The organism is Micromonospora gifhornensis (assembly GCF_016863515.1).
Classification (GTDB): domain Bacteria; phylum Actinomycetota; class Actinomycetes; order Mycobacteriales; family Micromonosporaceae; genus Micromonospora; species Micromonospora gifhornensis.
Genome location: NZ_BOPA01000002.1, coordinates 14,228 through 34,312, shown reverse-complemented (window position 1 = coordinate 34,312; position 20,085 = coordinate 14,228). Strand labels below are relative to the sequence as shown.

17 protein-coding genes and 2 tRNA genes are annotated in these 20,085 nt (G+C 69.9%); 7 read left to right on the top strand and 12 right to left on the bottom strand.

Going from position 1 to position 20,085, the window contains the following annotated elements:
• Window positions 1-74: 74 nt before the first annotated feature.
• Window positions 75-329 (top strand): type II toxin-antitoxin system Phd/YefM family antitoxin, encoded by a 255-nt coding sequence (locus Vgi01_RS00600; protein ID WP_102659982.1) that lies wholly within the window; start codon window positions 75-77, stop codon window positions 327-329.
• The gene (locus Vgi01_RS00595) at window positions 326-700 is read left to right on the top strand and encodes a type II toxin-antitoxin system VapC family toxin (RefSeq protein ID WP_204289824.1); all 375 of its coding nucleotides are present in this window, start codon (window positions 326-328) and stop codon (window positions 698-700) included. The genes Vgi01_RS00600 and Vgi01_RS00595 overlap by 4 nt, the downstream gene beginning before the upstream one ends.
• A 274-nt stretch (window positions 701-974) precedes the next feature.
• Here the strand turns inward: Vgi01_RS00595 and Vgi01_RS00590 are convergent, their stop codons facing one another.
• From Vgi01_RS00590 to Vgi01_RS00575, 4 genes are all read right to left on the bottom strand, one after another.
• Window positions 975-1,391 carry a type II toxin-antitoxin system VapC family toxin gene (locus tag Vgi01_RS00590; RefSeq protein ID WP_204289823.1) on the bottom strand — a complete coding sequence of 139 codons (417 nt, stop codon included), beginning with the start codon at window positions 1,389-1,391 and terminating at the stop codon, window positions 975-977.
• Window positions 1,373-1,627 carry a FitA-like ribbon-helix-helix domain-containing protein gene (locus Vgi01_RS00585; protein WP_204289822.1) on the bottom strand — a complete coding sequence of 85 codons (255 nt, stop codon included), beginning with the start codon at window positions 1,625-1,627 and terminating at the stop codon, window positions 1,373-1,375. Before Vgi01_RS00585 ends, Vgi01_RS00590 begins: the two co-directional genes overlap by 19 nt.
• A gap of 112 nt (window positions 1,628-1,739) precedes the next feature.
• Window positions 1,740-1,813: transfer RNA gene (locus tag Vgi01_RS00580), tRNA-Ile, on the bottom strand.
• Window positions 1,814-2,073: 260 nt separating this feature from the next.
• Window positions 2,074-2,146: transfer RNA gene (locus Vgi01_RS00575), tRNA-Asn, on the bottom strand.
• Between the two features lie 274 nt (window positions 2,147-2,420).
• Here Vgi01_RS00575 and Vgi01_RS00570 point away from each other — a divergent pair.
• From Vgi01_RS00570 to Vgi01_RS00550, 5 genes are all read left to right on the top strand, one after another.
• Complete coding sequence (locus tag Vgi01_RS00570) at window positions 2,421-2,807, top strand: hypothetical protein (protein ID WP_102659980.1); 387 nt, start codon at window positions 2,421-2,423, stop codon at window positions 2,805-2,807.
• A gap of 271 nt (window positions 2,808-3,078) precedes the next feature.
• Complete coding sequence (locus Vgi01_RS00565) at window positions 3,079-4,041, top strand: ThuA domain-containing protein (protein ID WP_204289821.1); 963 nt, start codon at window positions 3,079-3,081, stop codon at window positions 4,039-4,041.
• Window positions 4,038-5,693 carry a carbohydrate-binding protein gene (locus tag Vgi01_RS00560; protein ID WP_204289820.1) on the top strand — a complete coding sequence of 552 codons (1,656 nt, stop codon included), beginning with the start codon at window positions 4,038-4,040 and terminating at the stop codon, window positions 5,691-5,693. Before Vgi01_RS00565 ends, Vgi01_RS00560 begins: the two co-directional genes overlap by 4 nt.
• A gap of 76 nt (window positions 5,694-5,769) precedes the next feature.
• Entirely contained in the window at window positions 5,770-6,855 is a 1,086-nt protein-coding gene (locus tag Vgi01_RS00555) for a sugar phosphate isomerase/epimerase family protein (RefSeq protein WP_239088740.1), read from the top strand.
• A gap of 180 nt (window positions 6,856-7,035) precedes the next feature.
• On the top strand, window positions 7,036-8,214 hold the full coding sequence (locus Vgi01_RS00550) for an ROK family transcriptional regulator (protein ID WP_102659979.1): 1,179 nt from the start codon (window positions 7,036-7,038) through the stop codon (window positions 8,212-8,214).
• 100 nt (window positions 8,215-8,314) lie between these two features.
• On the opposite strand, the gene Vgi01_RS00545 is transcribed toward Vgi01_RS00550, so the two are convergent.
• The 8 genes from Vgi01_RS00545 to Vgi01_RS00510 form a co-directional block, all read right to left on the bottom strand.
• The gene (locus Vgi01_RS00545; protein WP_102659978.1) at window positions 8,315-9,322 is read right to left on the bottom strand and encodes a sugar phosphate isomerase/epimerase family protein; all 1,008 of its coding nucleotides are present in this window, start codon (window positions 9,320-9,322) and stop codon (window positions 8,315-8,317) included.
• A gap of 273 nt (window positions 9,323-9,595) precedes the next feature.
• Window positions 9,596-11,713, bottom strand: a complete 2,118-nt coding sequence (locus Vgi01_RS00540; protein ID WP_204289819.1) for a ThuA domain-containing protein — start codon at window positions 11,711-11,713, stop codon at window positions 9,596-9,598.
• Window positions 11,714-11,793: 80 nt separating this feature from the next.
• Window positions 11,794-14,655 (bottom strand): PQQ-dependent sugar dehydrogenase, encoded by a 2,862-nt coding sequence (locus tag Vgi01_RS00535; RefSeq protein ID WP_204289818.1) that lies wholly within the window; start codon window positions 14,653-14,655, stop codon window positions 11,794-11,796.
• 307 nt (window positions 14,656-14,962) lie between these two features.
• Entirely contained in the window at window positions 14,963-16,030 is a 1,068-nt protein-coding gene (locus tag Vgi01_RS00530) for a polyprenyl synthetase family protein (RefSeq protein ID WP_204289817.1), read from the bottom strand.
• Window positions 16,027-17,415 (bottom strand): alkaline phosphatase family protein, encoded by a 1,389-nt coding sequence (locus Vgi01_RS00525; protein ID WP_204289816.1) that lies wholly within the window; start codon window positions 17,413-17,415, stop codon window positions 16,027-16,029. The genes Vgi01_RS00530 and Vgi01_RS00525 overlap by 4 nt, the downstream gene beginning before the upstream one ends.
• Window positions 17,412-18,602 (bottom strand): metabolite traffic protein EboE, encoded by a 1,191-nt coding sequence (eboE, locus tag Vgi01_RS00520; RefSeq protein ID WP_204289815.1) that lies wholly within the window; start codon window positions 18,600-18,602, stop codon window positions 17,412-17,414. Before eboE ends, Vgi01_RS00525 begins: the two co-directional genes overlap by 4 nt.
• Window positions 18,602-19,453, bottom strand: coding sequence for a TatD family hydrolase (locus Vgi01_RS00515; RefSeq protein WP_013735339.1), 852 nt, complete (start codon window positions 19,451-19,453; stop codon window positions 18,602-18,604). The genes eboE and Vgi01_RS00515 overlap by 1 nt, the downstream gene beginning before the upstream one ends.
• A complete protein-coding gene (locus Vgi01_RS00510) occupies window positions 19,453-20,070 on the bottom strand; it encodes an EboA domain-containing protein (RefSeq protein WP_204289814.1) in 618 nt (205 codons plus the stop codon). Before Vgi01_RS00510 ends, Vgi01_RS00515 begins: the two co-directional genes overlap by 1 nt.
• Between the last annotated feature and the right edge of the window lie 15 nt (window positions 20,071-20,085).

Sequence of the window (20,085 nt, the reverse complement as noted above, 5' to 3'; positions counted from 1 at the left end):
ACTTGACCAAGGTCGCTGGCACGTGCGGCCAAGCAGGCTAAACTAATCCCTTAGCTAAGCAAGGAGGGTGCGCCATGTCGGCTGAGGCTGTGCACTACAACATGCATGACGCCAAGACCCATCTGTCGCGCATCATCGAACGGGTGGAACGCGGCGAGGAGATCATCATCGACCGGGCGGGCACCCCGGTGGCGAAGGTCGTACCCCTGGTCCGGCGGGCCAACCGCACCGCTGTCGGCTCCCTCGCCGGCCAACTGGACCTCTCCGGTGACTGGGACTCACCACAGACCAACGCCGAGATCGCCGACGACTTCGGCATCGGCGCATGAACCTGCTACTGGACACGCACGTCGCGCTCTGGGCCATCACCGGCGATCCGACCCTCGGCACCGAATTGCTCGACCGGTTACGCCACGAGCCGGAGATCTTCCTCTCCCCGGTCACCCTGTGGGAAATCACCATCAAGCAGGGTGCCGGTAAACTCGGCGGCCCCCCTGACCTTGCAGAGCGGGTAAGAGACATGGGCTTCCGGGAACTCCCGGTCACCCACGCCCACGCCATCGCCGCCGGCCGCCTGCCGTCGCATCACCGCGATCCCTTCGACCGCATGCTGGTGGCACAGGCGATCACCGAAGGGCTGACCCTCGCTTCCCGCGACCCGTCGATTGCGCTGTACGACGTGGACGTCCTCACGGTGTGATCGCACAGGTGGTCCGCGCCTGATGGCGCGAGAGGGCCAGTGTCAACTCACCGACCGGCCGCCCCTCCCAATCCGAGCGGCGACGGCTGCTCAGCCCTGACACAGGTTACGGCCTGCAGCTCCGCAGGTTGGCCCCCTCCGTTCAGGTATCCGTTGCGGTGGGCCGGAGGTACCACCATGCGAACCACACCGCCACTATCGCCGGTGACCCGCTACCACTCAGGTTGGCCGCTGCCCCAAGGACCTCAGGCCGATAATCCTCGGGCGGCTACCGTCAAGACGCCGCGAGCAGCCGGATCTCGCAGCGGACGCCGTTGGCCTTGGCGAGCCGACCATCACCGGTCACGAGTGGACAGGCCAGCAACTCGGCCGCCGCGATATACGCCGCGTCGTACGCCGTAACATTGCCCCGCAACTGCCACATCCGATCAAGCAGTGTCGCGACACCAACCTCGTCGATGACCAACGAAGGCAGGGTGTCGATCGCCTCCTGTGCCCGAGCAAGGCCCAGCTTCCCACCGAGGACCTTGCCTCTGATCACCGACATGACCTCGATCAGAAGATGGCTCGGCGCGGCCCAGTGCGGATCTCCGGTCAGTTCCGCCCGTGCCGCGTCGCCGACCGGCCCGTCGTCGACCAGGGCATCGGCCAGAACCGACGCATCCACCACGATCACGCGGCGCTTCCCCACGGTCCGCGCTGCTCCCGCTGGTCATCCAACTCGGCGGCACTCTCCCCCGGCAGGGAGCGAGTACCGTCCGATCGACCGGCGAAGCGATCAAGGGCCGCCGTGTTGCGCAGCCGTCGAGCCTGGGTCTCCACCAACTCCAGCAGGTACGCCTGGAGTGACTGCCCACGCGCCTTGGCCTGGGTCGCCAGGGCGTCTCGCACCTCTTCCGGCACGTCTCGAATCTGGAGCGCAACCATGCATTCATTATGCATGCAGCCTCACTTGCTGGCCAGAAAGACTCGAACCTCGACCAACCGGTTCGCATGACGACTGCGGCACGTACCAAGAACCGCAGGTCAGAGAAGTACGTGGGGCGGGCGGGACTCGAACCCGCGACCGAGGGATTATGAGTCCCCTGCTCTAACCGGCTGAGCTACCGCCCCGGCACTGGGGCCGGAGTGATCCCGCCCCTGTCGATCACCGGCCGCTCATACCGGCGTCGCCCTCCGCCTCAGCAGCACGATGGGCAACGCGAGAATACAGCGGGCAGCCGGGAAAACTGATCCCGCCCCGCCCACGGGCCACACCAGCACCGTCGATGCAGCTGATGCCCTGGTAGCGACGGGGTACGGACATCTCGGCGGCCCCGAAACGGCGAATGCCCACCGGGTAGCCGGTGGGCATGTCGTGCTGGAGAAGCAAGCTCCCCCGTTTGGACTCGAACCAAAAACCTGCCGGTTAACAGCCGGCTGCTCTGCCAATTGAGCTACGGGGGACTGCACAGCCGCCCGGTGCGGATCTCTCCGCGCCGTGCGCCGGGCACAAGAGTACAGGACTCCGGGGGGTCTTGGTCCAGGGGGTTACCCTCCTGATCATCGGACCGGCCGATCGGATTGTGTGGGACAAATCGCCATCGGGGCACAAGGAGGTATGAGCAGAGAGCAGGATGGGTAGTTAGCTGCCGACGACAGGACGCAGGCGCGAACTGGTCGGCCCCGCCCTCGGGATCGGGGGTGGGTCGACGGCGCGTCAGGTACGAGAGGAGCCGCCATGCGCGGAAAGATCATGTTCCTTGGCGGGCTGGCTGCAGGGTTCGTCCTGGGCGCCCGTGCCGGCCGTGAGAAGTACGAGGAGTTGATGGTCCAGGGCCGCAAGGTGCTCGACCACCCGACCGTCCAGGAGGCGGCCGGGGTCGCCCAGGCCCAGGCCAGCCGGCTCTACCACGAGGGCAAGGACAAGCTCGGCCACTCCAAGCTGGGCGAGAAGCTGCACCAGAACGGCAAGCACGGGCCCACCGCTGCCGACGACGCCTTCGCCGGCACGCCGGCCACGGCCGGCGCCAAGCCCGGCCCCAGCTCGTCGGGGTCGACCGCCGGATCGACGACGTCGACCACGGCCCGCAGCAAGCCGTCCGGCACCAACGGCACGAACCTGTAGCAACCCTTCAGCCGGGCCCTGTCGCCAGTGTGGCGGTCGGGCCCGGCTGTTGTGTGTGCACCTCAGGCAAAGTGTCCAGCCTCGCGGTAACTTTCGCCCGTATTGAACAAAAGTCCCGACAGTTTAGCTAAAACTTCTACCTCCAACCTCTTCTCTTTATTGTCGGCCGCAAATATCGTCCTCGTTAGACCTGGCCAGGCTCGTTTGGTAACCCCAACCGCCCCGGCACCGCGTGTGTCGGGGCGGAGCTGACCGATCAGAGCGAGGTTCGATGCACAGACCGTTGGGCCGCAGAGCCCTCACCTATCTGAGTCTCCTCACCCTCGTCGGCGCGACACTCGTCGCGACCGGCACCCCGCAGAGCACGCCGGCGCAAGCCGCGCCGGTGACCGGCGAGGCGACATCGACAAACAACGGCATCCAGTACAAGGTGCTGGTCTTCACCCGGTCGGCCGACGGCGCCCACCCCGCCACCTCCGCCAGCGTCGACGCCATCCGGCAGCTCGGCAAGCAGCGACGGTTCACGGTGGACGTCACCGACGACGCCCGCAAGTTCCGCGAGCCGCACCTCAAGCAGTTCCGCGCCGTGGTGTTCCTGAACACCTCCGGCGAGGTGCTCGACGACGACCAGCGAGCCGCGTTCGAGAAGTACCTCCGCGCCGGTGGCGGTTTCGTCGGCGTGCACTCGGCGATCGAGGCGGAGCCGGGTTGGGACTTCCTCGACGAGGTCCTCGGCACCCGCGCCGTCGGCGCGGCGACGCCGGCCAGCGCCGCCACGGTGACCGTGGCCGACCGGGTGCACCCGGCCTCGGCCTCGCTGCCCGAGCGGTGGACCACGACGGACCGGTGGTACAACTTCGCGGCAAACGTGCGGGGCTTCTCGCACGTCCTGGCGACGGTGGACGAGAAGACGTACGCCGGCGGCAGCATGGGTTTCGACCACCCGATCACCTGGTGCAAGGACTACCAGGGCGGACACTCGTTCTACACCGGACTCGGCGCCACCCCGGAAAGCTTCAGCGGCACAGACCTGCGCGCCCACCTCGGGGGCGCGATCCAGTGGGCGGCCGGCGTCACCGACGGCGACTGTGGCGCGACGGTGCTGGCCAACTACCAGATGACGGTGATCGGCGCGCAGCCCAACGTCAACGAGCCGATCGGCTTCGACGTGCTGCCCGACGGGCGGGTCATCCAGACCGACCGCCGCGGGGGCCGGCGGGCACCGGCCGGATGATGGTGGTCGACAAGCCCGCGAACTACGGCTGGCCGCTGTGCGTGCAGCCGGACCTGCCGTACGTCGAGATGAACTGGACCACCAGCCCGATCTCGCCGATCGCGCCGTTCGACTGCGCGGCGCCGAAGAACACCTCCCGGCACAACACCGGCCTGGTCGACCTGCCGCCGGTGGAGAAGTCGGAGCTCTGGTACTCCTTCCAGGCCCCGACGCCCTGCCCGGAGTCCTACCTGTCCACCCCGACCCAGACCTGCCCGGTGCTCTTCCCGGAGCTCGGCACCGGCGGTGTGGGTCCGCACGGCGCGGCGAAGTACGACTACGACCCGGAGCTGAGGTCGGAGACGAAGTTCCCCGCGTACTACGACGGCGCGATCTTCTTCGGCGAGTTCACCCGGGACTACCTGCGGGAGATCCGGCTCGACTCGCAGGGCGACGTCCTGAAGATCAACGATCTGTTGAGTTGCGGCGGAGGCCCGGTCACGCCGGCCAGGCCGTTCCTCTGCGACAACCCGATGGACATGATGTGGGGTCCGGATGGCAACTTCTACCTGCTGACGTACGGGGACGGGTTCTTCAACATCAACCCGGACGCGGCGATGGTGAAGTTCAGCTACGTCAAGGGCCTGCGGGCGCCGACGGCCGTGCTGAACGCGACCCCGACCAACGGGCAGGCCCCGTTGACCGTGGCCTTCTCCAGTGACGGGTCACGCGATCCGGATCCGGCGGACTCCATCTCGTACGCCTGGGACTTCGACGGCAACGGCACGACCGACTCCGTCGACCCGAACCCCTCGTTCACGTACACCAGCAACGGCGTCTACACGGCGCGGCTGACGGTGACCGACTCCAGTGGCAAGACCGCGACGGCGAACACCACCATCACGGTCGGCAACACCGCCCCGACGGTACGGGTGGACGTACCGATCGAGGGTGGCTTCTTCAGCTGGGGTGACGACATCCCCTGGTCGGTGACGGTCACCGACCCGGAGGACGGCCCGATCGACTGTACGAAGGTGGAGGTCACCTTCGTCCTCGGCCACGACGACCACGGGCACGGGGAGGCCAACCAGTTCGGCTGCTCCGGGGTGCTGCCCACGCTCGCCGACGACGCCTCGCACGGCGGCTACATCTACGGCGTGATCAGCGCGACCTACACCGACAACGGGGCCAACGGTCAGCCGCCGCTGACCACCATCGGTCAGCAGGTCATCCAGGACAAGTTGCAGCAGGTGGAGTTCGCCCGCGAACAGTCCGGCACCACCGTCGGCAACACCGCGGACACCGGCGGCGGGCAGCAACGCGGCAGCCTCGACAACGGTGACTGGATCGCCGTCAACGGCACGGTCAATCTTCGGAACATCGACTCGGTGACCCTGCGTACCTCCGGTGGCAGCGCGGCCACGGCCGGGCAGCCACGGTTCCACGTCGAGTTCCGCCGGGACTCGCCGACCGGGCCGCTGCTGACCACCGCCACGGTCAACGCGACCACCGGCAACAACGCCTTCACCAGCACCAGCGTGCCGATCACCGACCCCGGTGAGACGTTCCGGCTGTACCTGGTGTTCACCACCGTTGCCGGCGGCCCGGCCGGCGGCTTAGGCAACCTCAACTGGGTGCAGTTCAACGGTCCGGGCATCGGCCTCACCCCGTAGGCACCCTCCGGCTGGGGTCGTCACCCGGCGACCCCAGCCATCCCACCGGTAACACCACCGAGAAAGGCAGTAGGACATGAGCGACAGTCAGCACGGAATGAGCCGGCGTCGGATACTCGGCGCCTTCGCCGGGGTCGCCGGCGCGGCGGCCGTCGGCGCCGCCGGCTTCGGCTCCGCCGCCGTTGCCAACAGCAAGGGCAACGGCAACGGGGTGCTCGTCCCGCCCGGCAAGCGGGGCATCATCCTGTACAGCGTCCGGGACCGAATCAGCGCCGCCCCGGACACCAGCGGAGTGCCGTACGGCTTCGAGCGGGTGCTCGGCCGGCTCGCCGAGATCGGCTACAAGGAGGTGGAGTTCGCCGGCTACACCCAGCACACCAGCATCCTGGGCCGGCAGATCACCCCGACGGAGATCCGGAAGATCCTGGACGACAACGGGCTGCGCGCCAACGGCTCGCACGCCTCGATCCCCAGCACCGTCACGCCGAACACCATCGCCGCGTTCGAGCAGACCCTCGACACCGCCGAGATCCTCGGCATGCAGCACATCGGCACCGGCAGCGACCCGACGAGCAGCAACTACAAGGCCGACTGGGACGCCGCCGCCGACCGGTGGAACCTGTTCGGTGACATGGCCCGTGCCCGAGGGCTGAAGCTGTACACGCACAACCACGACGCGGCGTACAACTTCCTGCTCGACAGCGGGCCGCTGGACGGGCTGGGTCGACCGACCCGCTCCTCGGGCATCCGCAAGCTGGAGTACTTCTTCGACAAGACCGAGGCCGACAAGGTCTTCTTCGAGATGGACATCTACTGGGCGCACGTGGCCCAGCACCGCTTCCGCACCTACACCGACGCGGACGGCAACCTGCAGACCGACGTCTTCGACCCGCTGGCCACGGTGGCGACCCGGACCATGCGGTTCCCGCTGTTCCACGCCAAGGACGGCGCGTTCAACCCGGACGTCGCGGCCGGGTACGAGATGGTGCCGCTCGGCCAGGGCGACATCGACTACGGCAACTTCTTCGCCAACATGGGCGCCAAGGGTTACCACAACCCGATGTGGGAGCAGGACAACGCTCCGGGCGGTGCCGCCGACCCGGGCCGTTCGCTGCGCTACGCCGAGGTGAGTTACCAGCACATGTCGGGTCTGCGGGGCTGACGGACCCGACATGCGGGAGACCGTGGACGCGTGCCGGTTCCGGCGGGCCCGCCCGCTGTGCCGGCACCACCCGCGGTGACGACTTCCCACCCAGGGCCGCATCCGGTGACGGATGCGGCCCTGCCTCGCTACCGGCTGGAAACACCTCCATGGAAGACTTTGGGACGGGAGGTGTTGGGGATGACGCTCGTCCGCCCAGAGAATCCGCAGCAGGCGAGGCTGGTCCGGCTGTTGCGCGACGACGGCCCCCGCTCCCGGGTGGAGTTGGGTGACATCCTCGGGTTGTCCCGCTCGACGCTCACCACCGAGTTGGATCGGCTCGTCGCCCGCGGGCTGGTCGAGACCGCCGGGCAGGCCGCCTCCCGGGGCGGACGCCGGTCGTCGTTGCTGCGCCTCGCCGGCCGGGTGCGTTTCGCCAGCGTCGTCGTGGCGGCCGACCGGATCAACGTGGCGCTGACCGACGGTGAGCTCAACGTGCTGGCCGAGACCGGTGAACCGGCGGACGTTCGGGGCGGGCCGGAACCGGTGATCGCCCGCGCCGTCGAACTGGTCGACAAGCTTCGCGCCGAACTCGGCGTCGCCGAACTCACCGGGGTCGGCATCGCGCTGCCCGGGCCGGTCGACGGCGGCACCTCGGTCGCGCCGGCCGTGCTGCCCGGCTGGCAGCGGTTCCCGGTCCGGGACGCGTTCGCCACCGAGTTGGGCTGTCCGGCGCTCGTCGACAACGACGCGAACGTGCTCGCCCTCGGTGAGCAGCACGCCGGCATCGGCCGTACCTTCGACGACTTCCTCTACCTGAAGCTCGGCACCGCGATCGGCTGCGGCCTGGTGCTCAGTGGTTCGCTCTACCGGGGGGCGACGAGCAGCGCCGGTGACATCGCCCACCTGCCGCTCGGTGAGGACGGGCCGGTCTGCGCCTGCGGCGAGTTCGGCTGCCTGGAGGCGTACTGCGGTGACGCGGGGCTGATCCGGGCGGCGTCGGCGGCTGCCCGCGGTGGCCGGTCGGAGTTGCTGGCGGCCCGGCTGGCCGAGACGGGCACGCTCACCGTGCCGGACATCGCCTCGGCGGCGACCGCCGGTGATCCCGCCGCCCAGGCGCTGGTCCGCGACGCGGCCCGCCGGGTGGGGCGGGTACTCGTCGGCCTGGTCAGCTTCTTCAACCCGGGCATCGTGGTGATCGGCGGGGCACCGGACGGGCTCGGGCACATCCTGCTCTCCGAGATCCGCGGCGTGGTCTACCGCCGGTCCGCGCCGCTGGCCACCGGGACGATGCCGGTGGTCCTCTCCGACCTGGCCGACCGGGCCGCCCTGGTGGGCGCGGCCCGCCTGGCCAGCGATTACGTCTTCACCTCCGGCTGACGGCCGCAGCGCGGGTTCCCGGTGGCGCCGCCCCGGAACTCGCGCCCCCATCGGGGTACGCCCCGCGGGGCCCGGTGGTCGCCGGGCCCCACGGGTTGTCTCAGTCCTTGCTGCTGAACGCCGCGTCGAAGGCGGCGGAGGGGGCGTCGAAGGCGAGCCGGCGCACGAACTGCAGCGCCTCGGGGGCACCGACCAGGCGGTCCATGCCGGCGTCCTCCCACTCGATCGAGATCGGCCCGTCGTAGCCGATCGCGTTGAGCGCCCGGAAGCAGTCCTCCCACGGCACGTCGCCGTGACCGGTGGAGACGAAGTCCCAGCCGCGCCGCAGGTCGGCCCAGGGCAGGTGCGAGGAGAGCCGGCCGCGCCGGCCGTCACCGGTACGCACCTTCGCGTCCTTGCAGTCGACGTGGTAGATCCGGTCGGCGAAGTCGAAGATGAAGTTGACCGGGTCCAGCTCCTGCCAGACGAAGTGCGACGGGTCCCAGTTCAGGCCGAAGGCGGGCCGGTGGTCGATCGCCTCCAGGGTCCGCTTGGTGGTGTAGTAGTCGTAGGCGATCTCGCTCGGGTGCACCTCGTGGGCGAATCGCACCCCGACCTCGTCGAAGACGTCGAGGATCGGGTTCCACCGGTCGGCGAAGTCCTGGTAGCCGCGCTCGATCATCGACGGCGGCACCGGCGGGAACATCGCCAGGGTGTGCCAGATCGACGAGCCGGTGAAGCCGACGACGGTGTTGACGCCGAGCTTGGCCGCCGCGCGGGCGGTGTCCTTGATTTCCTCGGCGGCCCGCTGGCGTACGCCTTCGGGCTCGCCGTCGCCCCAGATCCGGGCGGGCAGGATGCCCTGGTGCCGCTCGTCGATCGGGTGGTCGCAGACCGCCTGGCCGACCAGGTGGTTGGAGATCGTGAAGACCTGGAGGTTGTGCTTGGCCAGCGTCTCGCGCTTGCGCTCGATGTACGAGTCGTCCGCGAGGGCCTTGTCGACCTCGAAGTGGTCGCCCCAGCAGGCCAGTTCCAGGCCGTCGTAGCCCCACTCGGCGGCGAGCCGGCACACCTCGTCGAACGGAAGGTCGGCCCACTGGCCGGTGAACAGCGTGATCGGTCGCGCCATCTGTCCTTTTCCCCTGTCGTGGTGTTGGGGATTCCGTGACTGCGGGACCGGGGCGAGGGATGCCGGAGACGGCGGCCTCGACGGTGTGCCGGTGGGCGTGTTCACGCCTGGGGCCGACGGGTTGCGCCTCCCGTCGGCTCACCGGCCACCTCGCGGTCGCCGCCTTCACTCTAGGCCCGTCACCCGCGCCGCAAAAGGCCCTGCCGTTTGCCGGTGTTAATAGGGGCCCCTTGTACCACGCCAGGCGTTAACAAGGGGCCCTTCCTTACCTCGTTACGGGAGGATCCAGCGCTGGTTGGCGTTGGTGTGGCAGGTCCACAGGTGCACCGCCTGACCGTCGGCGGAACTGTTGTTCGACACGTCCAGGCACTTGCCCGTCTGCGGGTTGCGCAGGGTGCCGTTCGACTGCGCCGACCAGTTCTGCGCGCCGCCACCGTTGCACGTCCACAACTGGATCTTCGTGCCGTCCGCGGAGGCACCGCCGTTGACGTCCAGGCACTTGCCCAACGCCCGGATCGTCGAGTTCGGCGTCACCGTCCAGGTCTGCGCCGCACTGCCGTTGCAGGTGAGGATCTGGATCTGCGTACCGTCCGCCGACGAACCGTTGCGCACGTCGAGGCACTTGCCGCCCAGCCCGGTGATCGGGCCGGTGCCGCCGGTGCTGCCGCCGCCCCGGACCAGGGTGAAGTCGTCGACATCGAACAGGCTGCCACCCGAGCCGGTGAAGGTCAGGTAGACGTTGCGGGTGCCGGACGGGACGTTCGACAGCGGGGCGCTGACGTCGACGAAGGTGTTCCAGTTGCCGGTGTTCGGCGCCGACACCGACCCGAGCACGGTGCCGGTGGTCGAGCCGGTACGCACCTGGATGGTTCCGCCGGGGCCGGCGGAGGCGATCCGGGCCCGCAACGAGGTGACGCCGGTCAGGTCCAGGTTGTTGTACGCCGCCCAGTCACCCGGATCGATGTAGCCCAGCACCTGGCCGCCGTTGGCACCGGTCTTGCCGACCACGGTCACCCCGTTGGCCGAGCTGTACGCCTCGGCCTGCACCGTCGTGTTGCTGCCCGGCGGCGGGTTCGTGCCGCCCAGTTCCTTGATCCGGATGTTGCGGAACGAGACGTCGTCGCCCGTACCGTGATTCTGGATGCCGATGTGACCGGCGAGCGAGCGGACCGGGTCGGTGTTGGTGAAGTCGTTGATCTTCACCCCGTTGAGGAACACCTGCAGGCGCTCCCCTTCCACAAGCAGTTCGTAGGTGTTCCACTCCCCCGCCGGGTTCAGCGCCGCGTCGCGGGCGGCGAGGTCGGCGGACTTGAAGCCGTACACCGCTCCGGTGGTGCGGTCGGCGGTGTCGGTGGGGTCGATCTGCACCTCGTAGCCGTTGTTGATGGCCGAGTTCGGGTCGCTCGACGGCGGGAAGCCGATGAACACCCCCGAGTTGTCGTCTCCGGCGATCCGCCAGTCCAGCTTGAGCGAGTAGTTGGTGAACTGCTTCGCGCTGTACCAGTACAGGCCCATCCCGCCGGTGGAGTTGAGGGTGGCGTCGGAGTTGGTGAAGCTGCCCGGGCCGGCCTGCGACCAGCCGGTGGTCGAGCCGTTGTAGAGCGTGGTGTAGCCGGTCTCGGCCCGGCAGTCGGCCTTGGTGCGGCCGGCCGCGTACCGGATGCCGCCGAGCAGGTGCGCCCGGAAGGCCGGCTCGGAGTACGACGCCTGGGTGTGCCCGGCCCCGGTGTAGAAGGACCGACCTCCGGCGTACGTCTTGCACCAGGCGATCGGGTGGTCGGCCCCCATCACCCCGCCGGAGTACGACGACTCGTCGAGGTTGGCCAGGATGCGGGCGCCCGGGCGGGGGTTGGCCTGGAAGTCGTACCACTCGTCGGTGCGGGTCCAGGTCTGCGGCAGGTGGGCGGTGGCCGCGTGGGCGCGGTTCTCCACCCGGACGGTGGCCTGCGCGATGGCCGGGTGGGAGCGGAAGTACGCCCCGACCAGGTTGCCGTAGAAGGACCAGCCGTACTCGGTGTCGGCGGCGGCGTGCACACCCACGTAGCCGCCACCGGAACCGATGTACGACTCGAAGGCGGTCTGCTGGCTGGCGTTGAGCACGTCGCCTGTGGTGTTGAGGAAGACCACTGCCTCGTACTGGGCGAGGTTGCCGGTGGTGAAGACACCGGCGTCCTCGGTGGCGGTGACCGTGAAGCTGTTGGCCGCGCCCAGGTCGCGGATGGTCTGGGTGCCCACCGCGATGGAGTCGTGGCGGAAGCCGGCGGTCTTGGAGAAGACCAGCACGTCGTAGGGGGTGTCGGCGGCGCTGGCCGGGGTGGCCGGGGCGGTGCAGGCGATCACGGCGAGGGCCGCGGTGGCCACGCCGAGAACGGGGCGGAGCAGTCTGCGCATGTCGCTCTCCCAAACGGTCGTCGTGTTAGGAGGGGCCCCTTGTACAACGCTAGGCGTTAACAAGGGGCCCTTCCTTTCAGCTACGGAAGGATCCAGCGCTGGTTGGCGTTGGTGTGGCAGGTCCACAGGTGCACCGCCTGGCCGTCGGCCGAACTGTTGTTCGACACGTCCAGGCACTTACCGGAGTTCGGATTACGCAACGTGCCGTTCGACTGCGCCGACCAGACCTGGGCGACGCCGCCGTTGCACGTCCACAGCTGGATCTTCGTGCCGTCCGCCGAGGCGGCGGCGTTGACGTCCAGGCACTTGCCCAACGCCCGGATCGTCGAGTTCGGCGTCACCGTCCAGGTCTGCGCCGCACTGCCGTTGCAGGTGTAGATCTGGATCTGGGTGCCGTCGGCGGTGGCCGCGTTGCGTACATCGAGACACTTGCCGCCCAGGCCGGTGATCGGCCCGGTCCGGACGGTGCTGCCGCTGCCGGTGGTGAAGGCGAACGAGTCCAGGTCGTAGAGGTGGCCGGTGCCCGAGCCGGCGAAGGTCAGGTAGAGCGTGGTGGTGCCGGTGGGCGGGTTGCTGATGGCGCCGGTGACCGTGGTGAAGCTGTCCCAGGCCCCGGTGACGGGAACGGTCGCCGAGCCGAGGACGGTGCCGGTGGCCGAACCGGCCCGCACCTGGAGGGTGCCGCCGGCCCCGGCGGAGGAGACCCGGGCGCTGAACGAGGTGACGTTGCCCAGCCGGTACGGCTCGAACGCGATCCAGTCACCGTTGTTGATGTTGCCGACGGTCTTGCCGCCCTCGGCGGTCGGCTTGTCGAAGGCGTCGACACCGGAGGCGGTCCTGTAGTGCTCCGCCTGCCGCTTGCGGGGCTGCAGGGTGTGCTGCGTGTGGGTGGTCAGCCCACCGGCGTCGGTGTACTCGGCGTCGAAGATGCCGAAGATGTTGGCCGCGTCGTCGTGCTCACCGTCGACCGGTACGGCGATCGTGCCGGTGCAGCCGTTCTGCGAGGTGATCTGGTGACCGTGGCTGTCGTGGCCCAGCACGTAGGTCATCTTGACCCTGGTGCAGTCGATGGTGCCGTCCTCCGGGTCGGTGACGGTGATGCTGAACGGCACGGTGTCACCGAAGCTGAACAGTTGGCCGTTGCCGGGGCTGGTGATGGTGACCGTCGGGGCGGTGTTGCCGACCCCGATGCGTACGCTCGCCGTGCCGGTCGCGCCCTGCGGGTCGCGTACGGTCAGCGTGGCGGTGTAGTTGCCGTTGGCGGTGTACGTCTTGCTCGGGTTGGCGGCCGTCGAGGTGGTGCCGTCGCCGAACGCCCACGAGTAGGTGAGCGTCCCGCCTTCCGGATCCGATGACCCGGCCGAGGAGAAGTTCACGGTCAACGGGGCGATCCCGGAGGTGCGGTTCGCCGAGGCCACCGCCGTGGGCGCCCGGTTGCCACCGCCGACGTAGTCGTAGCGGTAGAGGGCGGAGTTGGCGTCGCCGTTGTAGTAGCCGGTGCCGTAGTCCAGCACGTACAGCGCGCCGTCCGGGCCGAAGGCCATGTCCATGACCTGCTTGCCGTTCCACGGGAACGATCCGTCGATGCTGCCCACCGAACCGTCGGTGTTGACGTGGATCGGCTTGATCCAGCCTCGGCCGAACTCACCGGCGAAGAACTGGCCGTCGAAGCTCTGCGGCCACTTGGTGGTCGAGGTCGACGCGGCGTTGTAGCGGTAGACCGGGCCGCCCGACGGGGACTCGGAGCCGCCACCGAACTCCGGTGGGCTGCCGGCGTCTCCGGCGTACCGGATCCAGGCGGGTTTGGCCGCCGGCAGGGTGGTCAGGCCGGTGTTGCGGAACGAGTTGTTGGTGGCGCCGCCGGTGCAGTTGTACTTCGCCCCGGCGGTGTTGTTGGCGAAGTTCCACTCGGCGTACGTCTCGTTCGTGGTGTTGGTGCCGGTGCAGTACGGCCAGCCGTAGAAGCCGGGGCCGGTAATCCGGTTGAACTCGACCTGTCCGGAGGGGCCACGGGCGCTTGTGGAGCCGGCGTCCGGCCCGTAGTCGCCGACGTAGACGATGCCGGTGGCCTTGTCGACGCTCATCCGGAACGGGTTGCGCAGGCCCATGGCGTAGATCTCCGGGCGGGTGTTCGCGGTGCCGGGGGCGAACATGTTGCCGGCCGGGATCGAGTACGAGCCGTTGGCGTTGACCTTGATCCGGAGGATCTTGCCGCGCAGGTCGTTGGTGTTGGCCGCGCTGCGCTGTGCGTCGTACGCCGGGTTGCGGTTGGTCCGCTCGTCGATCGGGGCGTAGCCGCCGGAGTCGAAGGGGTTGGTGTCGTCACCGGTGGAGAGGTAGAGGTTGCCGGCGGCGTCGAAGTCGATGTCGCCACCGACGTGGCAGCACATGCCCCGGTCGGCGGCGACGTCGAGGACGTCGACCTTGCTCGCCGTATTGACTGTGAAGTCGGCGTTGAGGGTGAAGCGGGAGAGCCGGTTGACGCCCTGCCAGGCGGAGAAGTTGGTGCCGGTGGCCGGGGCGTCGCCGCCGGGGGTGGACAGCGGCGGCGCGTAGTAGAGGAAGATGTGCCGGTTGCTGGCGAAGTTGGGGTCCACGCCGACGCCCTGCAACCCTTCCTCGTCGTGGGTGTAGACCGGGATCGTGCCGATCACCGTGGTGTTGCCGGCCGCGTCGGTGCGGCGCAACGTGCCGTTGCGGGCGGTGTGCAGGACGGAGCGGTCCGGCAGCACCGCGAGGGTCATCGGCTCGCCGACCTCGGCGACCCCCTTGGCGAGGGTGACCTGTTGGAAGTCGGTGGCGACGATGGGGTGGGCCTGGGCCGGAGTCGGTCCGCCGAGCGCGGTCGGACCGGCACCGAGGGCGACCGTGCCGGCCGTGACGGCCAGGAGCAGGGCCGCGCCGGAGGTGAGCCACCGTGCGGGGTGGCGAGTGCAGTCCATTGTGGACATTGGAGGGCTGTCCCTTCCTGACGGATGAAGCCAGGCGGGGCGCGCGCCGTCGCGCCGAATGCCGTAGCGGGGGGAGATCGCCCGGACGACCGGTGGCCGGGTTGCGTGGTCGCGCGGGGATAAAAGACGGGTCAGTCCGAGGGTTCCCGCGCCGCCGGTTCACCTCATCGAAACATTTCGGTACCGGCTATGACACTAAATGGCATTCGTCGATGTGTCCATACCTTCCGCCGAGGACGCATGGACTTTCGTTGATCTGATCAGAAGTTGGGGAGGTTCTGAACGATCCACCTGCACGTCAATGGTGGCGGTCGACCGCCTGGGCCGCCAACGCGGTGAGCGCCGCCCGACTCTCCGGCGTCACAGTGGTCTGCGCCAGGGCGGCCAACGCGGCGTCGGTCCGGACCTGGATCATCTGCTCGATCGTGGTACGCGCACCGGTGCTCTCGATGATCTCGCGCAGCTCGGCGGCGCCCTCGGCATCCAGGTCGGGATTGCCGAACAGCTCCCGCAGCCGGGCACTCTGCGCCCGGTCGGCCGCGTCGCGGGCCAACGCCATCATCACCGTCGCCTTGCCCTCGCGCAGATCGTCGAGGATCGACTTGCCGGTGACCGCTGGATCACCGAAGACCCCGAGCACGTCGTCACGCAGCTGGAAGGCGTCCCCCAGCGGGTCGCCGAACTCGGCCAGCGCGTCGACCAGCTCGGACGACGCCCCGGCCAGCGTGGCGCCGATCTGCAACGGCCGGGTCACCGTGTACCGGGCCGCCTTCATCCGGATCACGGTGAGCGCGCTGGCCACCGAGCCGCCCCCGACACCGGAGACCAGGTCGAGGTACTCCCCCGCGATCACCTCGGTACGCATCAACGAGAAGACCGCGTAGCCCCGGTGCACCGACTCGGCGTCCAACCCGCACTCGTGGAACATCTGATCCGACCAGGCCGCGCAGAGGTCGCCGCAGAGCAGGGCGGTGTTGCGCCCGTACGCCTCCGGATCGCCCCGCCAGGACGACCGGGTGTGCAGGTCGGCGAAGATCCGGTGCACCGAGGGTTCGCCCCGACGGCGGTCGCTGCCGTCGAGGATGTCGTCGTGGATCAACGCGAAGGCGTGGAACAGTTCCAGCGCCGCGGCGGCGGTCACGATCGGGGTGCTGTCCGGGCCGCCGGCTGCCCGCCAGCCCCAGTAACAGAACAGCGGTCGCAGCCGCTTGCCGCCGGCCAGCACGAAGCGGTGCAGCGTGGTGAAGACACCCCGTGGCGCGCCGTCCGGCCAGTCCGGGTCCTGCCGGTCGAGAAAGGCTGTCAACTCCGCGTCGAACCGGGCCCGCAGTTCGTTCGCGTCGGTCGGGGCGATGGTGGCCGTCACGACGCCTCCAGTCCGGCCAGCTCCAGCAGCAGCCCCTTCACCTCCGTGGCGGCGATGCGGTCCCGGGCCCGCGAAGGGTCGGAGCAGAGCAGCACCGGCCCGTCGGCCGGGTCGGCCGGCAGCCGACCGTGCGAGCCGCGTACCGCCCGCGCACCGGCGTCCAGGCCGACCACGCTCATCATGTACCGCATGCCCGTCTTCTTGCGGGCCAGCGCGACGGCCGCCCGTCGCTTCGCCGCGCCCGGGGCGGCCGGGTCGAAGAACAGCTCCGCCGGGTCGTAGCCGGGTTTGCGGTGGATCTCGACCAGCCGGGCGAAGTCCGGCGCCCGGGCGTCGTCGAGCCAGTAGTAGTACGTGAACCAGGCGTCGGGCTCGGCCACCAGCACCAGTTCACCGGCGCGGGGATGGTCCAGCCCGTGTGCCGCCTTGCCGTCCGCGTCGAGCACCTCGGCCACCCCGGGCAGCCCGGCGCAGAGCTTCGCCACCGCCGGCACGTCCGCCGGATCGCGGACGTAGACGTGGGCCACCTGGTGGTCGGCGACCGCGAACGCCCGCGACGTCCACGGGTCGAGGTACTCCATGCCGGCCTGGGTGTGCACCCGCAACAGCCCTTCGGCGCGCAGCAGTCGGTTCACGTCGACCGGCCGGGAGACGTCGGTGATGCCGTACTCGGAGAGCACCACCACAGTCGTGTCGCGGGCCTGCGCGGCGTCCAACAGCGGCGCGAGCACCCCGTCCAGTTCGGCTGCCGCGGCGGCGGCCTGGGGTGCGGACGGGCCGAAGCGTTGCAGGTCGTAGTCCAGGTGCGGCACGTAGGCCAGGGTCAGGTCGGGAGACTGTTCGGTGAGGATCTGCTCGGCGGCCCGGCAGATCCAGCTCGACGACGGCAGACCCGCGCCCGGCCCCCAGTAGGTGAACAGCGGGAAGGTGCCGAGCCGCGCGGTCAGGTCGTCGTGCAGCTGCGGCGGATCGGTGTAGCAGTCCGGCTCCTTGCGACCATCCGCGTAGTAGACCGGTCGCGGGGTGACCGTCCAGTCGACGTCCGCCCCCATCGCGTACCACCAGCAGACGTTGGCCACCGTGTAGTCGCTGCGCACCCGCCGGGCGGCCTGCCAGAGCTTCTCCCCGCCGACCAGCGCGTTGTGCTGCCGCCAGAGCAGCACCTCACCGAGGTCACGGAAGTACCAGCCGTTGCCGACGATGCCGTGCTCGGTGGGCAGGGCACCGGTGAGGAATGTCGACTGCACCGAACAGGTCACCGCCGGCAGCACCGTACCCAGCTCGGCGGAGAAGCCGGTGTCGGCCACCGCGCGCAGCCGGGGCATGTGGGCCAGCAGCCGTGGGGTCAGCCCCACCACATCCAGCACCAGCAGTTTTCGGGTCATGGGGTAACCACCGTTTCGGTCGGGGTCAGCCCGAGGGCGACCAGTTCGTCGCGGGCGAAGGCCAACTCGGCGGCGATCCCGGCGGCCAGCTCCGCATCGGTGCCGGGGCGCCGCGCGGCCGGCAGCACCCCCCAGGTGTACGTCTCGACGTCGAGGTGGTCGCAGCCGGCGTCGGCCCCGGTGAAGAGGGCGGCCAGCGCGGCGCGCAGCACCGGCAGGGTCGAGTCCAGCGGCGGTTCGGGCGGGGCGTGCAACGGCACGTGGTAGTGCACCCGCCACGGGCCGGGCAGCCCGGCGTCGAGAGCGACATCGAGGTCGTCGGCGGCCCACCGGGGGTCCGCCGGGTCGGGCGATCCGGCGCAGCCGACGGTACGGGTCTGGTGCAGGAACCGCGGCTCGACCCAGCGGCGCAGCGCGGCCGTCTCGCCCGCCGGGTCGGTGGCCTCCAGCGCGGCGGACACCTGCACCTTCACCACCGGCAGGCCGGCCGCGGTCAGCCGGTCGAGGGCGACGCTCGGCTCCTCCCACGCGCAGGCGAGATGGGCCAGGTCCAGGCAGATGCCGAGCCGCTCGGTGTCCATTCCGGACAACGCCGACACCGCCTGCGCGCTGCTCTCCACCACGCAGCCGGGCTCGGGTTCGAAGCCGACCCGGATCACCCGGCCGCTGTCCCGCTCGACGGCGGCCAGGCCGGCGGCGAGCTGGTCGAGACGCCTCCGGGCCGCGTCCGCACCTGCGGTGTCCCAGGGCGTACGCCAGGCCAACGGCAGGGTGGAGATCGAGCCCCGGGCGGCGTCGTCGGGCAGCAGGTCGGCCAGCACCCGGGCCAGATCCAGCGTGTAGTCCAGCCGCTCCTGCGTGGTCCAGTCCGGCTGGTAGACCGCGCCCTTGACCACCGGCGCCTGGAAGGCGGCGTACGGGAAGCCGTTGAGCGTGACCACCTCCAGCCCTCGTACCGTCAACGCGGTGCGCAACCGACGGCGGGCGTCCGCGTCGGCGGCCAGTTCGGCGGCGACCGGGGCGGCCAGCCACAGGCCCAGGCCGAGCAGGTCGGCACCGAGCGCCGTACGGACCGGTACGGCGTAGCTGTCGAGTTGGGCGAGGATGCCGGCGAGGTCCTCGGCGGGATGCACGTTCGTGCAGTAGCCGAGGTGGATGGTGCGCCCGCCGGCATGCCGTAGTCGCATCAGCCGCCGCCACGCAGGATCGAGTTGCCGGCGAAGGTGGCCTCGGCACCGTCACCGTCGCTGAGGTCGAGTCGACCCGACTGCCCGTAGAACTCGATCGGGTTGCGCCAGAGCACCCGGTCGACATCCTCGTCGGTGAACCCGGCAGCCAGCATCGCCTCGCCGGTGGCCCGGGTCAGCAGCGGGTCCGAGCGCCCCCAGTCGGCGGCGGAGTTGACGAGCATCCGCTCGGTTCCGTACGCCTTGAGCAGTTCGACCATCCGGGGCGGCGACATCTTGGTGTCCGGATAGATCGAGAAGCCGAGCCAGCAGCCGGTGTCCCGGACCTGTTTCACGGTCACCTCGTTGAGGTGGTCGACCACCACGCGCCCCGGCTCGATGCCGGACTCGGCGACCACGGCGAGGGTGCGGTCCACACCGCGGGCCTTGTCCCGGTGCGGGGTGTGCACCAGCGCCGGCAGGTCGTGGGCGACCGCCAGGGCGAGTTGGGCGGCGAAGGCGGCGTCCTCCTCCGGCGTCATCGAGTCGTACCCGATCTCGCCGACCGCGACCACGCCGTCCTTCTCCAGGTAGCGGGGCAGCACGTCGAGCACCGGCCGGCAACGCGGGTCGTTGGCCTCCTTCGGGTTCAGCGCGACCGTGGCGTGGTGGCGTATCCCGAACTGTCCGGCCCGGAACGGCTCCCAGCCGACAAGCGAGTCGAAGTAGTCGGTGAACGATCCGACGTTGGTACGCGGCTGGCCCAGCCAGAACGCCGGCTCCACGATCGCCTGCACCCCTGCGGCGGCCATCCGCTCGTAGTCGTCGGTGGTGCGGGACGTCATGTGGATGTGCGGGTCGAAGATGCGCATCACGCCTCCCTGTGGTGCGGTTGGCTGCCGGCGGTGAGCCGGTCCAGCAGCGCGGTGGCGTCGTCGGGCATGTTCCGGCCCGCGGCCTGCCGTTCGGCGGCGAGCCCGGCGAGCATCACCGCCAGTTCCCCGTCGGCGCGGGCGTCGAGATCCGCCACCACCGCCAGCGGTACGCCGGTGAAGACGCACTTGAGCACCGCCTGCCGCCAGGTCGACGCGTCGAGGTGTGCCGCGTACGGGCCGAGGGCGGCGGCGATCAGCCGGGTGTCGTTGGTACGCAGCGCGTCGTGCAGCAGCGGCACCCCGGCCGCACCGATCGGCAGCAGCGGCAACGCCTTGAGCACGGCCCGCTTCTCGGCGGCGTCGCCGGTGCGGTACAGCGCTTCGGCCCGCTCGGCGTGCTCGGCCGGCAGGTTGGCCAGCAGCAGCGCGCGGGCCGCCTCGTCGGCGGTCCAACCGGGCAGGTCGGGCAGGTCGGCCCGGCCGCAGCGCCGACCGACCGCCGGGAAGAACCTCGTGATCGCCGACGGCTGTGCCGCGACGCCCGCCAGGGCCGCCACCAGCCAGTCCGGATCGGGTATGCCCCGCAGGGCCGCCCGCAGGTCGTCCGATCTCATCGCCGTCCTCACCCC

What these genes read in the sequence shown, in the direction of transcription:
- Vgi01_RS00600 (WP_102659982.1), top strand. Translation starts at nt 75, where the DNA reads ATGTCGGCTGAGGCTGTGCACTACAACATGCATGACGCCAAGACCCAT.
- Vgi01_RS00595 (WP_204289824.1), top strand. Translation starts at nt 326, where the DNA reads ATGAACCTGCTACTGGACACGCACGTCGCGCTCTGGGCCATCACCGGC.
- Vgi01_RS00585 (WP_204289822.1), bottom strand. Translation starts at nt 1,627, where the DNA reads ATGGTTGCGCTCCAGATTCGAGACGTGCCGGAAGAGGTGCGAGACGCC.
- Vgi01_RS00570 (WP_102659980.1), top strand. Translation starts at nt 2,421, where the DNA reads ATGCGCGGAAAGATCATGTTCCTTGGCGGGCTGGCTGCAGGGTTCGTC.
- Vgi01_RS00565 (WP_204289821.1), top strand. Translation starts at nt 3,079, where the DNA reads ATGCACAGACCGTTGGGCCGCAGAGCCCTCACCTATCTGAGTCTCCTC.
- Vgi01_RS00560 (WP_204289820.1), top strand. Translation starts at nt 4,038, where the DNA reads ATGATGGTGGTCGACAAGCCCGCGAACTACGGCTGGCCGCTGTGCGTG.
- Vgi01_RS00555 (WP_239088740.1), top strand. Translation starts at nt 5,770, where the DNA reads ATGAGCGACAGTCAGCACGGAATGAGCCGGCGTCGGATACTCGGCGCC.
- Vgi01_RS00550 (WP_102659979.1), top strand. Translation starts at nt 7,036, where the DNA reads ATGACGCTCGTCCGCCCAGAGAATCCGCAGCAGGCGAGGCTGGTCCGG.
- Vgi01_RS00545 (WP_102659978.1), bottom strand. Translation starts at nt 9,322, where the DNA reads ATGGCGCGACCGATCACGCTGTTCACCGGCCAGTGGGCCGACCTTCCG.
- Vgi01_RS00540 (WP_204289819.1), bottom strand. Translation starts at nt 11,713, where the DNA reads ATGCGCAGACTGCTCCGCCCCGTTCTCGGCGTGGCCACCGCGGCCCTC.
- Vgi01_RS00535 (WP_204289818.1), bottom strand. Translation starts at nt 14,655, where the DNA reads ATGGACTGCACTCGCCACCCCGCACGGTGGCTCACCTCCGGCGCGGCC.
- Vgi01_RS00525 (WP_204289816.1), bottom strand. Translation starts at nt 17,415, where the DNA reads ATGACCCGAAAACTGCTGGTGCTGGATGTGGTGGGGCTGACCCCACGG.
- eboE (WP_204289815.1), bottom strand. Translation starts at nt 18,602, where the DNA reads ATGCGACTACGGCATGCCGGCGGGCGCACCATCCACCTCGGCTACTGC.
- Vgi01_RS00515 (WP_013735339.1), bottom strand. Translation starts at nt 19,453, where the DNA reads ATGCGCATCTTCGACCCGCACATCCACATGACGTCCCGCACCACCGAC.
- Vgi01_RS00510 (WP_204289814.1), bottom strand. Translation starts at nt 20,070, where the DNA reads ATGAGATCGGACGACCTGCGGGCGGCCCTGCGGGGCATACCCGATCCG.